The sequence below is a fragment of the Bacillus cereus group sp. MYBK195-1 genome, assembly GCF_051916605.1.
GTDB lineage: Bacteria > Bacillota > Bacilli > Bacillales > Bacillaceae_G > Bacillus_A > Bacillus_A cereus.
The window spans coordinates 962,403-975,964 of sequence record NZ_JBQAGZ010000002.1 but is presented as its reverse complement, the minus strand read 5'-3'; the positions used below and the strand labels follow the sequence as shown (position 1 = coordinate 975,964).

The following is a 13,562-nucleotide window of genomic DNA, read 5'->3' as shown; positions in this document are numbered from 1 at the left end:
TTCGTTTCGCGAAAAATATTCACATCCCCTTCACATAAAACCGAATTTTAACAATTTGTGAATCATTATAAAAATGTGATAAATATCACATCTCCCCCTTATTTGATTTTCTATAATAAAAATATAATCCTTTGTTCAATATTTCACATAAAAAGGGGAAACGAAAATGAAAAAACGTTTAGTTATGATCGGAAATGGTATGGCTGGCATTCGCTGTATGGAAGAAATCTTAAAACATGATAGTGATTCATATGAGATTACTATTTTTGGAGATGAACCGCATCCAAACTACAACCGCATTATGCTCTCTCATGTTTTACAAGGCAAAACAAATATGCAAGATATCATTATGAATGAATACAGTTGGTATGAAGAAAACGAAATAACCTTGTATACGAATGAAAGAGTTCAAAGTATTAATCGAGAAGAAAAAATTATTATTACAGAAAAGAAGCGTACTCTTACATACGACAAGCTCATTATCGCAACAGGTTCTAGTGCTTTTATTTTACCTGTTGAAGGTTCCGCACTTTCTGGTGTAACAGGATTTCGAACTATTGAAGATACACAATTTATGATAGATACCGCTAAAGAAAAGAAAAAGGCCGTTGTCATTGGTGGCGGGTTACTCGGTTTAGAAGCCGCAAGAGGTCTAATTGATTTAGGAATGGACGTACATGTTGTTCATTTAATGCCTAGCTTAATGGAGCAACAACTAGATACGAAAGCAGCTGCTCTTCTGCGTGAAGATTTAGAAGCACAAGGCATGAAGTTTTTAATGGAAAAGAAAACTGTAAAAATTCTTGGTACAGACCATGTTGAGGGCATTCAATTTGAAGACGGTGAAGTTGTAGATTGTGATTTAATCGTAATGGCTGTCGGAATACGCCCAAATACGCAAATAGCAAAAGATGCTGGTCTAATTGTAAATCGCGGTATTGTAGTCAATGACTATATGCTAACAAATGATGAGTCCATTTATGCAGTTGGAGAATGTGCAGAGCATGACGGTATCGCATATGGACTTGTTGCTCCTCTTTATGAACAAGGTGCGATATTAGCAAAACATATAACAAATTTACAAACTGATGGATATTCGGGCAGTATCGTCGGTACACAATTAAAAGTTGCTGGTTGTGATTTATTCTCTGCTGGCCAAATTTATGAAGATGATCAAACGAAAGCAATATCCATCTTTAATGAATGTAAACGTTCCTATAAAAAAGTATTAATTCGTGATAATAAAGTTGTCGGTATCGTTTTATATGGTGACACAGCTGATGGTACACGCCTCTTTAGCATGTTAAAGAAAGAAGAAGACATACAAGAATATACAGCCGCTTCCCTTCTTCACAAAGCTGGTGAAGAAAGTGAACTCGATGTTGCTACAATGAGCGCGGATGACACGATTTGTGGATGTAATGGTGTTACGAAAGGTACAATTGTTCACGCTATTTTAGAACAAGAGTTAACTACTTTTGAAGAAGTAAAAGGATGCACGAAAGCCGCTGGTTCTTGCGGTAAATGTCGTCCGCTTGTGGAACAAGTTTTATCTCATACACTCGGAGATGCTTTTGATGCTTCTGCGCAGTCTACTGGTATGTGCGGATGTACAACGTTATCACGTGATGAAGTCGTAGCAGCCATTCACGAGAAAGGTTTAAAATCTCCAAAAGAAGTACGAAATGTGCTTGGTTTTGCACATGAAGACGGCTGTTCAAAATGTCGCCCTGCTTTGAACTATTATTTACGTATGGCGATTCCAGAAGAATATGAAGATGATAAATCATCTCGTTTCGTTAATGAAAGAATGAACGGTAACATCCAGCACGATGGTACATTCTCTGTTATTCCACGTATGTACGGAGGCGTTACAACAGCTGATGATTTAATGAAAATTGCTGAAGTTGCGAAAAAATATGATGTTCCCCTTGTGAAAATTACAGGCGCGAGCCGAATCGGATTATATGGTGTTAAGAAACAAGATTTACCTAACGTATGGGCCGACTTACATATGACTTCGGGATATGCGTATTCAAAATCGCTTCGTAATGTAAAATCATGTGTTGGTTCTCGCTTTTGCCGTTTCGGTACGAAAGATTCATTAGGACTTGGTATGCTCCTTGAACAATCATTAGAAATGGTAGATACACCTCATAAAATGAAGATGGGTGTAACGGGCTGTCCACGTAACTGTGCGGAAGTACTGACGAAAGATTTTGGCGTTGTATGTGTCGAAAATGGATACCAACTTTATATTGGCGGAAATGGTGGTACAGAAGTACGCGAAGCTGATTTTGTAATGATCGTCCCTACTGAAGATGATGTCCTTCGCATCGCTACAGCTTACATGCAATATTATCGTGAAACTGGTATTTACGGAGAGCGTACTGCCTACTGGACAGAACGATTAGGCTTCGATCACATAAGGGAAATACTTCAAGATGAAAGTATGGTTACTACATTAAATGAACGTTTCCAAACAGCTCGTAGTACATATACGGAAGCATGGGGACAAGCACTAGAAACGAAGTCATTAAAAGCGATGTATGAAGTCGAAACTGTGAAATAAGGAGCTGTGATCTATATGATACAAACGAAAGAAAAAATAAAAGTTATGCGTGCGGAAGACCTTCCTATTCAAATCGGTAAAGAAGTACAAATGAAAGGTATATCTATCGCTCTATTTCGCCTGTCAAATGGTGATATTCGAGCTGTAGAAAATCGTTGTCCTCATAAAAACGGACCGTTAGCAGAAGGCATTGTATCTGGAGAATTCGTCTTTTGTCCACTGCATGATTGGAAAATCTCATTAATAACAGGTGAAGTTCAAAAACCTGATGACGGCTGTATTCAAACGTATGAAGTAAAAGTTATTGATGGTGACATTTATATATACATGTAATTTACGAAAGGAAGCCTCCTCTGGCTTCCTTTTAAATAAAAATTGATGAGGTGCGATGATGAACGGATATGTATATTTAGTTGGTGCAGGACCAGGTGATGAAGGGCTTATTACAAAGAAAGCGATAGATTGTTTAAAGCGTGCAGATATCGTTTTATATGACCGTTTATTAAACCCTTCCTTTCTTCGCTATACAAAAGAAACATGTGAACTTATTTATTGCGGAAAAATGCCAAAGAATCATATTATGCGACAAGAAATGATTAACGCCCATCTCCTTCAATTTGCGAGAGAAGGAAAAATCGTTGTCCGCTTAAAAGGCGGAGATCCATCTATTTTTGGCCGTGTCGGTGAAGAAGCAGAAACTTTAGCAGCAGCGAACGTTCCATATGAAATTGTACCAGGTATTACATCTAGCATCGCCGCTAGTATCTATGCAGGTATTCCCCTCACCCACCGTGACTACAGTAATAGCGTCACTTTATTAACCGGACATGCAAAAGGTCCTTTAACCGACCATGGAAAATATAATTCATCTCACAATAGCGACACAATTGCCTACTACATGGGTATAGAAAACTTACCTACAATTTGTGAAAACTTACTACAAGCAGAAAAAAAAGAAGATACGCCAGTAGCAGTCATTGAATGGGGTACAACTGGTAAACAGCGCGTTGTCACAGGGACACTGTCTACCATTGTTTCTATTGTCAAAAACGAAAATATTTCTAATCCTTCTATGACAATTATTGGTGATGTCGTTTCCTTACGGGATCAGATCGCTTGGAAAGAACGTAAACCATTACACGAGAAAAAAGTTTTATTTGCATCTGCAACGAATAAAACAAGTTCAATGAAGCAAAAGTTACAAGAAGCCGGTGCAGAAATATATCAAATTCCTACTTTCAAAAAGGTAGAATACACATTAACACTTGAACAAATCAATGAAATTTTTAACGTTAATCGTCTTGTTTTTTGTTCAGCTGAAAGTGTAGAAATATTGATGCAATCATGTAGTAAACACCAAAAAGATATTCGTTCTTTACAAGCGCAACTACAACATATGAACGTTGCCACTCAAGAAAAACTTATGCAATATGGGCTACTAAGTAAACAAGCAGAGTTCTCTTCCAATACAACAGTTTATTTAGGACGAAACATTAACCGAATTGCTGTTATTCAAGAAAAAATTGGTGCTGGTTCCTATATGATGACTCATGAGTACACAATTGATCATCGCTTCGATGAAATTCATTCACGTATGCTTTCTGAATTCTCATGGGATAGCATTGTATTTGAAGGTCGTGCTTCTATTGATACGTTTCTAGTAGAAATAAAACGCCTTGGCTTTATCAATATTCTTACTCTCCCATTCTCGTATACCGATGTTCCAACTTTATACTATGCAAATAAAGTTGGGTTTCATAACGTAGATCATCAATTACAAGAAACTCTTATGAAGAAAGACATGGTGAGACAATGAAAGGAATTGTATATGTTGGACATGGGAGCCGGCTACAAGAAGGTAATGAACAATTCATTCAATTTATTCAATCTGTTATGAAAGAGCGAAACGAAAGAATTCAAAAAATAGCTTTTCTAGAACTAACGACACCTACTATTTCGGATGCAGTTACAGAAACGATAATAGAGGGAGTAACTGAAATAATGATTGTACCTGTTTTATTATTTGCAGCAGCTCACTATAAACGTGATATTCCTTTTGAAATAGAACAACTACAAAAGAAATATCCACAAATAACATTTTCAGTTGTACCTCCTTTTAGTACACATCCACATATGGTGGAACTTGTAGTGAAAAGAATACGTGAAGCTATGCCAATGCAAAATAGTAGTATTTTACTCGTAGGACGAGGCAGTAGTGATACACAACCGATATATGAGTTACAACAAATCGGAGCAGCTATCGAACGAAAACTTGGTATGCCAGTATCCTGTTCCTTTTTAACGAAAGGAACTCCCTCTTTTACTGCCGAGCTCAAGGCTATAACATCGACTGCGTCCCATGTATATGTCATGCCATACCTTCTCTTTACCGGATTATTACTTCAAAAAATTGAATTGCATACAAAAAAATACAATCATGTTACGACTTGTAACTGTCTTCAGTTTGATACATATATGAAACTAACATTGTTAGAACGAATGGAGGAATGCATATATGTATAACATGTACCCTCTTATGTTTAATCTACAAAATAAAGTGGTTGTTATCATTGGTGGAGGTAAAATTGCATATCGAAAAGCGTCTGGATTAAAAGATACAGGCGCTTTCGTCACTGTTGTCAGCCCAGAAATTTGCGAGGAAATGAAGGAACTTTCTTATATTACTTGGAAGCAAAAAGCTTTTAGTAATGATGATATTAAAGATGCTCACCTTATTTATGCAGCTACAAATCAACACGCTGTAAATATGATGGTCAAACAGGCCGCTCATGATTTCCAGTGGGTTAACGTTGTAAGTGATGGTACAGAATCATCTTTTCACACACCTGGCGTTATAAGAAATAATGAATATGTTGTCACTATTTCAACTTCTGGTAAAGATCCATCATTTACGAAGCGTTTGAAGCAAGAACTAACATCTATATTGCCTAAACTTATAAAAAAGATTTCTCGTACACATAAATTGTAATCTATTTCTTAGTTAAAATAGTAATTACCTTTGGACAAACGTTTTTTAGGGGACGTTTGTTCTTTTTATTGTAGTTCTGTTCTTTTATTTCACAAGCAATCTATGAAGAAAATAAATGGTGTTTGCAACTTGTAAACAAATAAATTTCATGACAAGTGTAACATTACGAGCAACTCTTTCTATTCAGTTTTTATATTGGATATTCATTCAACCAAATTAGCGCTTGTTCATAATCATCAAAAAACTCCACGGATTCTTTTGTATTGGATTGTTGTAAATACTTCAGTATCTCTCCTTCTTCAAGAAGAAATGCAATTGCCTTACTATGATTCAAAATGGTTTCATTGAAGAACTTATCTTTCCATACTTTTTGAACAGAAAAATGATTTGGGGTATACCCTTTTCTATCCACCAACAATTTGTATTTCCGACCCTCAGAAATAAATTGCTGACAAACCTGCTCAAAATCATTAAACCATTCATACACATCCTCTGTATTAATCTGGCCAATTAGATGGGTAACAATCAAATCTCCTGAAACTATTGTGCTGATATTCTGTTTACTCAACTTTTAATCATCTCCCTTAGTGGCAATTATGCATAAAATTCTTACTTGACACTCCCACCCCATCGCTATCACCCTAAGCTCATATAACTTTAATTATAAGCGAGATTGTGTCTTTTTTTCGCAAGTCTATATGTAAATACTTTAAAGATTTCCATACGAAATAAACCCTAATAAGTTTCTTTTTTTGAATTAAGTCACTAGATTTTGAAACATGGTACAATTGTAAACGACACCCAATATATGAAAGACTGCTTTCTTCTCATATCTATAGGACTTCTGTCCATCATTTACCGCCTCAAATCTTTTCGTTTTTGCACGTATATTCAAAACAAAATATATGATAAATAAATAACGACAGTTACTGTAATAATGCTGAAAATTGTTGAAAATAAAACGATTTGTGCATGTAATTCAGGCTCTATTTGATATTCCATAGCAATGGTTGATGTATTTCTTGAAGTAGGAAAAGAACTTGCAATAAATAACGATTGTGCAACAATACCATCGATGTTTAGTATGTATATTACAGCAAGTGCTAATAATGGTCCCATCAGTAACCTTCCAATTAAAGCCCATGTTATGACTCGATGGAAAAAATTAAGTTTAATGTTGGATAATTGCGCCCCTAGCAATATGAGTGCTATTGCAACAAAACCATTCGCAAGCTGATTAAGAGGTAGCAAGATAGAATTAGGTATTTGAATTCTAAAAGATTGAAAGAGAACCCCTAATACGAGCGCATGAAATACAGGCAGTCTTAGAAATGATTGAATAATACCTCCGATTGTTTTTGTTGCTGATAGTAAGTTATATATCCCATATGAATAAGTTAAAAGATTCTGGAAAATCACAATAAAAATCTGAATGGAAACCCCCACTGGATTGTGACTGAAAATCAATTGACTTACTGGTAACCCATAATTACCGGAATTCATTAACGAAATGCTATTTTTTAGAGCTGCACTTTCTCCTTTTTCTAACTTTAATGTTTTTGAAATGAAATGACTTACTATGATTAGACTCAGACTATAAAGCATTAAATAGTATATTATTTGGAGCAACAAACCTGTCTCTATACTAATATCATATATATTCACAAATACAGCCGCTGGCATTAAGCAATAAGTAATAAGTGTAGAAAGCTGCTTTAAGTTAAATTGGAACTTTCTTTGTAAGATTGCACCAATTAGCATTAATATTAATATTGGTAATATTACGTCTAGTATAATAAAAACAAACATGTAAAACCTCATTCTAAATATATTTTAGTTGGATTAAACACTTTACTAAATATGAATCACATTTAATCAGTCGGAAAACCCCTTCAATTCTCAATAATCAGAAAAACTTAAACCAATAATATGAAAATGTGCATCAAAAATTCTTATTTCATTTCCCTCTCCTCTCTTTTCTTTAACATACCAAATATAACTCATAAAGAAAATTATGGATTATTTATACAAATTCATAATTTTATCTTATTGACCTAAACTATCTTCTTTATTTTAAGTATACTTTTTCACAATATCCATTAACCTTACCAAAAAATTTGGCCCTAAAAAAATCTGATAATGCAGTTACTATGCGAAGGATACTTGCATCAATCCTATACTTGTCGCTTAAACTACCTAACACACCTGATACTTGTTTATCTTGAGTGGACTTATATTTTTTTCATCTAAACATCCCGATTCAATTAAATATTTGCGTTCTAAAAATGAGTTCGATCTTTAGAATAGATTTAAGATTTCCTTAATTAATCTGCCCTTTAATTGAATAACTTTTGACATCTTCATTTTAAAAGCACATTCTTATAGAAAACAAGCGTTTATTGAGAGATCAATAAAAACATGTTGAAGCCTATTACTAAAAGAACCATCCCAAAATACTTTGGGATGGTTCTTTTTCCTTATTAATGATTCTTTAACATCACTAACAGCTTTTCTTGACTATACATCCACACTGTAATGATTAAACAAGCAAGTGCGACTTCTGATAATGCCATAAATCCAATTGCATAATGGCCTGTTAGTTGGAATAGTAATGTTAAAATTAGGGGCGGGAAGAACCCTCCTAGTCCGCCTAAAGCTGAAACGAGTCCATTTACAATACCTGCTTGTTCTGAGAAGTACATTGGAACGAGTTTAAAGATTGTACCATTACCAATGCCTGCACAAAATGCGACTAGTAAGCAACCAAATGTATACACGTTCATACTAGGCATGAATGATAAAATAATACCTGAAAGTGTTAAACCGATAAATACGAAGATTAATATTTTAAATGGATTAAACTTATCGCCGAGCCAACCACCAATCGGACGCATAATTGTTGCGAGTACGATGAATCCTGCAGTTCGCATACCAGCATCTACTTTCTCTAATCCGAAGTGAGATACTAAAAAGTTTGGTAAGTATACTGTAAATGCGACAAATGATCCGAATGTTAAAAAGTAAAAGATACATAAAAACCAAAGTTTCTCATTTTTATATACACCTTTTATTTGTTCCATTAATGGTGTATTCACCTTTTTCTCCTTACGATCACCTAATAAAAAGTTCATAAGTGCAAATGCTGCAAGTAAAACTAAATAACATTGTACTGTCGTTCTCCAGCCAACTGAAGTTGCGATAACAGGCGCTAAAAATGAAGTAATTGCTGTTCCGGCGTTACCGACACCGTAAATACCATTTACAAAACCATGACTCTCTTTCGGAAAGTATTTTGGTAAAGAAGTTACTCCTACAGAGAATACAGCACCACCGATTCCTACAAATAATCCACCAATAATTAAATCCATCATAGAATTGGCAACACTAATATAAAAGACAGGAAGTAATAATAGAATAAAACTAATAAAGAATAATTTTCTTGCTCCGAAACGATTTGTCCAATAACCAATTGGAATGCGAAGAACAGAACCTAAAATAACGGGTACTGCTGTGACCATAGAAATTTGCCCCGCAGTTAATGGGATATCCACTTTAATATAAGGCATTAATGATGATAAAATGACCCATACCATAAAACCTATAATTAGATTAGAAGTTTGTAAACTTAATTGAAAATTAGGACTTTTCATCCTGTTCCCTCCTATGTATGCATAGTTATATTCATTCTCTCCAGCCTAATCACGTCGTAACATGATTAGGTCGAAAAGAATCAACCACCACTTACTGGCGGAATCATCGCCACAGTATCACCAGTTTGAATGATGTCATTCTCATTTGCATACTCTTCATTTATAGCTACCATGATTTCATTTGAAATCGCTACGTTGTATTTCTTAATGAGTACCTTCTTTAGTTCAGCAACTGTAATATTTTCACAATCGATTTGTAATGCTGGCTTACTTACTTCTTCTTGTAAATGTGCAAATAATAGTACTTCAATCATATTCTCATCTCCTCTTCAGGCTCACCATTCTCATATGCTACATTCTCTAACTGATCACCAATCCATGATTCACCATCTTCCCAAAATTCTTTCTTCCAAATTGGAACGATTTGTTTTATACGCTCCATAATATATTCGTTCGCCTCATAGGCTGCTTTCCGGTGTGGTGTAGAAACAGCGACGACAACAGCAAGATCAGAAATTTGTAATGTACCAATGCGATGTGTAATGGCGACAAATGTCCCAGGCCACCTCTCTCCTACTTCAGTACCAATTCTCTCAAGTTGTTTTTCTGCCATTGTTTTATATGCTACATACTCTAAATGTAGCGTACGACGTCCTTTCGTAAATTCTCTAACAGTACCAACGAAAGTAGTAACTGCGCCACACTCACGACGAATTACTTTGTTTGTAACTTCCTCAATTGAAATAGGTGTATCAATTACTTCATAATACGTTTGTATCATTTTGCACCTCTTATCTTTGTATAAGTTAGTAATCTATTTTTCTATTATTTGTATGATCGAAGTGGTTCTTCCCAAGGCCACTCACTTCCAGCGTTTGATTCTAATAACAGTACCGAAACAGTTATTCCTGCTTCAAATCCTCTCGTTCCTCCCGGCAGGACGATAAATGCGTTCGCCTCTGCAAGTGAAGAAATTGCACTAGATTTATCTAAACCAACTGGTATAGCTTGCAATGTTCCATCTACAATTTCCACTTTCCCTCTTACAAATCGAGTAAATGGATTTGCTTTCGGAAAGTCTTTTTGTAATATTGCCTCTGCACGAAATACGTGCGGATTTTTCTTATACAAGTATGTTCGAATAACTGGCCGAACAAATAATTCACAACCGACATAGCAAGCAGAAGGATTACCAGATAAACCAAATAGTAGTTTTCCTTCTACCTCAGCTACAGTTGTCACACTTCCTGGTCGCATCGCTATTTTGTTAAAAAGTACATTAGCTTGTAACCTCTTATGAATAGCAGGTAAATAGTCATAATCTCCTACCGAAACGCCACCAGTTGTAATTAAAATATCGACTTCTTTCATCGCTTTTTTTACAGTGTTATAACACGTCTCTAAATCGTCAGCGAATTGCCCATAATACTGTACAACTCCGCCGGCTCGTTCAATTTGAGCAGCAATCATATAAGAGTTACTATTTCGAATCTTTCCTAGCTTTAATTGTTCATGTACTTCAAGCAGTTCGCTTCCTGTCGTTACAATTCCAATAACCGGCTGTTTTATAACATGTACGGAACTATAACCAAACGTAGCAAGAAGCGCTGCTACTCCAGGATTAATAACAGTCCCTTTTTTCACAAGGATGCTATTTTGGTTTACATCTTCTCCTTTAAAAGAAATGTTATCGCCAGAAGAGAAAGAACGTTTTAATACCATATAAATCTTTTCGTTTTCTTCAAATCCTTCCGTTAGCTCTAACATAACAACCGCATTACACCCTTCCGGAATTGCGGCACCTGTCATAATACGGACAGCTTGAAATTCTTTCACTTCTTCTGTAAAAACAAAGCCTGCTCCAATTTCGCCAATTACTTCAAATTGAATGGGGTTACTACTACTCGCTTCTTTTGTATCTTCCGCTCGAATCGCAAACCCGTCGTACGGAGAGCGATCAAAATGCGGAACATCATGATCTGCAATAACATCTTCTCCAAGTGTTCTACCGTAGCTTTCTATAAGAGAAACCTTTTCCATTTCACCTTGGTAGGCATATTTCATTACACGAGCAACTGCTTCTGCTACTGGAATTGGTATACGTTTATCTAACATTCTTTTTTCACCTCGTTTTAATAAGGAAAAAACGATTTTTCTGTTCATCCTATATATTTGGCGTATAATCGTTTTGCTATTTTTACATCATTTGTCCCATGAATAAATGCCCTACCGTCTATAAATAAAACAAAACGATATTCATCAACTAGAAATGATAGTAAGTAAGGCGTTTTTTTAACATGTACACTTTTTTGTAATCGTTTTTGAATTTCGGTTAAATTAAGATTTCTCTTTATTCCTGAACGGATTTGAACTGTATTCCGTCCGCATAACACTTCCGTTTTCATTTGCGCTTCAAATATTAGGCTTGGATACGTTCGTGATTTCCCACAAGAAGGACATGTACTTTTCTTCTGTCTATTTACTTTTAATGAGAGATATTGATTGTTCCAAATATCAAATGACAACATCGACCCTCTTAATGATTCATAATCACCCACCAATATTTTCATCGCCTCTGTAACTTGGTGAGCAACGACCATTTGTACAGCTGGCTGAATGATTCCGGCTGTATCGCATGTTGCACCGCCCATAGGATGATCCATTAGACAGCGAAAACATGGTGTTTTCCCAGGAAGAATTGTATACGTTACACCGTAACTCCCAATGCATCCGCCATATATCCAAGGTATATTTTCTTTTTGTGAAATGTCATTTATAAGTAGACGCGTATCGAAATTGTCAGTCGCATCTAATATGAGATCCACATCTTTTGTTAACTCTTCTATTTCTCGCATTGTGACATCTGTTACAACTGGTACAATTTCCACTTCAGAATTAATCTTTCTTACATGTTCTGCTGCTGCAATTGCTTTTGGTTTACACTGCTGCGCATCTTCTTCTGTATATAACTGCTGCCGCTGTAAATTACTCCATTCGACGTAGTCACGATCAGCAATTGTCAATTTCCCAATTCCCATCCTAGCAAGTGCTTCTGCATTCGCAGCTCCTAGCGCACCCGCACCGATTAGGAGCACATGCTTTTCTCTTATTTTTCTTTGTCCCATTTCACCAATTCCAGAAAACAACACTTGTCTTGAATAACGCTCTTGCATAAGAAATCCTCCTTTCACTATCCACCAATGTAAGACATTTCAACTTTTGGACGTTTACTTGTATTCTCAACCGTTCTTTCATCTGAATATCGATCTGTTCTATATCGCCATGTATCATTTAAAATTTTTAATAGTGATGCATCAGAAATATTTTCTCGAAGAAGCGTTCGCAAATCCGTTCCTTTCGCTCCAAATAGGCACGTGAAAAACTTGCCGTCTGCCGAAATACGAGCTCTCGTACAAGAAGAACAAAATGACTCAGAAACAGAAGTAATAAATCCAACTTCTGCATTACTCCCTACATATCGATACAATTTCGCAACCTCTCCAAAATAACGAGGCTGAGCGGGCTCAATTGGATATACACGATTAATTTTCTCTATTAATTGTTCCTTCGTAATGACTTCTTCAAAATTCCATCCGTTTGTACTGCCTACATCCATAAACTCAATGAAACGGAGCTGAATTTCTTTTTCTTTAAAATAACGAGCCATATGAAGAATTTGACTATCATTCATCCCTTTTTTTACGACCATATTTACCTTTACTTCTAATCCAGCAGCATTTGCTGCTTCTATTCCTTTCAGTACAGGTTTTGTACTTACATTTCTTCCGTTAATTTTTTTGAAGACATGGTCCTCTATCGCATCTAAACTAATATTTACACGTTTTAATCCCGCGTCTTTTAGCGCCTTAGCTTGTTTTGCTAAATGAATTCCGTTTGTTGTGAGTCCAATGTCTTTTAAGCCTTCTAGATTTGTAAGTCTTGCAATTAATTTCGGTAAGTCTTTACGCAATAAAGGTTCACCGCCAGTAAGCCTAATTTTATTAACTCCCATACTTATAAATAATCTAGCTAACCTTTCTATTTCATTAAATGTTAATAAACACTCTTTCTGTAAAAAAGCATAATCAGGTCCGAACACTTCAGCAGGCATACAATATGTGCACCTAAAATTACAACGATCAATAACTGAAATGCGTAAATCTTGAAGTGGCCGCTTTAAAGAATCTTTCATGTTCTCGTGCATCTATATCCCTTCTTTTCTGCTGCAATCCTTAGTAAGCTTTCATTTTTTTATTTGCCTTCATTATAAAAAAGAAGCTACATATTCAATGTGACTTTTCTCACATCACTTTCCCCATTCAAAAAATTTTCACAAATCCGTTCGCATTTT

At 35.6% G+C, this 13,562-nt stretch carries 13 protein-coding genes and 1 pseudogene; 5 read left to right on the top strand and 9 right to left on the bottom strand.

Going from position 1 to position 13,562, the window contains the following annotated elements:
- Positions 1 to 166 precede the first annotated feature (166 nt).
- Genes nirB through ACTFRY_RS14700 form a run of 5 tightly spaced genes read left to right on the top strand, consistent with a single transcriptional unit; the run spans position 167 to position 5,561 of the window.
- Positions 167 to 2,572 (top strand): NADPH-nitrite reductase large subunit, encoded by a 2,406-nt coding sequence (gene nirB, locus ACTFRY_RS14720; RefSeq protein ID WP_098616359.1) that lies wholly within the window; start codon positions 167 to 169, stop codon positions 2,570 to 2,572.
- 15 nt (positions 2,573 to 2,587) lie between these two features.
- Positions 2,588 to 2,905: a nitrite reductase small subunit NirD gene (nirD, locus tag ACTFRY_RS14715; protein ID WP_000616681.1), complete on the top strand. Its 318-nt coding sequence runs from the start codon at positions 2,588 to 2,590 to the stop codon at positions 2,903 to 2,905.
- Between the two features lie 58 nt (positions 2,906 to 2,963).
- Positions 2,964 to 4,388: a uroporphyrin-III C-methyltransferase gene (locus ACTFRY_RS14710; RefSeq protein WP_001014933.1), complete on the top strand. Its 1,425-nt coding sequence runs from the start codon at positions 2,964 to 2,966 to the stop codon at positions 4,386 to 4,388.
- Complete coding sequence (locus ACTFRY_RS14705) at positions 4,385 to 5,095, top strand: sirohydrochlorin chelatase (RefSeq protein WP_000676476.1); 711 nt, start codon at positions 4,385 to 4,387, stop codon at positions 5,093 to 5,095. Before ACTFRY_RS14710 ends, ACTFRY_RS14705 begins: the two co-directional genes overlap by 4 nt.
- The gene (locus tag ACTFRY_RS14700) at positions 5,088 to 5,561 is read left to right on the top strand and encodes a precorrin-2 dehydrogenase (protein ID WP_000282595.1); all 474 of its coding nucleotides are present in this window, start codon (positions 5,088 to 5,090) and stop codon (positions 5,559 to 5,561) included. The genes ACTFRY_RS14705 and ACTFRY_RS14700 overlap by 8 nt, the downstream gene beginning before the upstream one ends.
- 190 nt (positions 5,562 to 5,751) lie before the next feature.
- Here the strand turns inward: ACTFRY_RS14700 and ACTFRY_RS14695 are convergent, their stop codons facing one another.
- The 9 genes and pseudogenes from ACTFRY_RS14695 to moaA all read right to left on the bottom strand — a co-directional run bounded on the left by ACTFRY_RS14695 (position 5,752) and on the right by moaA (position 13,415).
- Positions 5,752 to 6,129 (bottom strand): STAS/SEC14 domain-containing protein, encoded by a 378-nt coding sequence (locus ACTFRY_RS14695; RefSeq protein WP_000043362.1) that lies wholly within the window; start codon positions 6,127 to 6,129, stop codon positions 5,752 to 5,754.
- A gap of 323 nt (positions 6,130 to 6,452) precedes the next feature.
- On the bottom strand, positions 6,453 to 7,370 hold the full coding sequence (locus ACTFRY_RS14690) for an AEC family transporter (protein WP_000497509.1): 918 nt from the start codon (positions 7,368 to 7,370) through the stop codon (positions 6,453 to 6,455).
- Between the two features lie 304 nt (positions 7,371 to 7,674).
- Positions 7,675 to 7,803, bottom strand: a pseudogene (locus ACTFRY_RS14685) (PspC domain-containing protein); the annotation flags it as partial.
- 238 nt (positions 7,804 to 8,041) lie between these two features.
- Entirely contained in the window at positions 8,042 to 9,211 is a 1,170-nt protein-coding gene (narK, locus tag ACTFRY_RS14680; protein WP_000841857.1) for a nitrate transporter NarK, read from the bottom strand.
- An 80-nt stretch (positions 9,212 to 9,291) separates the two neighbouring features.
- Positions 9,292 to 9,525: a molybdopterin converting factor subunit 1 gene (gene moaD, locus ACTFRY_RS14675; protein WP_000573682.1), complete on the bottom strand. Its 234-nt coding sequence runs from the start codon at positions 9,523 to 9,525 to the stop codon at positions 9,292 to 9,294.
- Entirely contained in the window at positions 9,522 to 9,992 is a 471-nt protein-coding gene (locus ACTFRY_RS14670) for a molybdenum cofactor biosynthesis protein MoaE (protein ID WP_000616829.1), read from the bottom strand. Before ACTFRY_RS14670 ends, moaD begins: the two co-directional genes overlap by 4 nt.
- A 44-nt stretch (positions 9,993 to 10,036) precedes the next feature.
- The gene (locus ACTFRY_RS14665) at positions 10,037 to 11,326 is read right to left on the bottom strand and encodes a molybdopterin molybdotransferase MoeA (RefSeq protein ID WP_000884820.1); all 1,290 of its coding nucleotides are present in this window, start codon (positions 11,324 to 11,326) and stop codon (positions 10,037 to 10,039) included.
- A 44-nt stretch (positions 11,327 to 11,370) separates the two neighbouring features.
- Positions 11,371 to 12,384, bottom strand: a complete 1,014-nt coding sequence (locus ACTFRY_RS14660) for a molybdopterin-synthase adenylyltransferase MoeB (protein ID WP_001158129.1) — start codon at positions 12,382 to 12,384, stop codon at positions 11,371 to 11,373.
- A gap of 17 nt (positions 12,385 to 12,401) precedes the next feature.
- Positions 12,402 to 13,415 carry a GTP 3',8-cyclase MoaA gene (gene moaA, locus ACTFRY_RS14655; RefSeq protein ID WP_000545033.1) on the bottom strand — a complete coding sequence of 338 codons (1,014 nt, stop codon included), beginning with the start codon at positions 13,413 to 13,415 and terminating at the stop codon, positions 12,402 to 12,404.
- Positions 13,416 to 13,562: the final 147 nt, after the last annotated feature.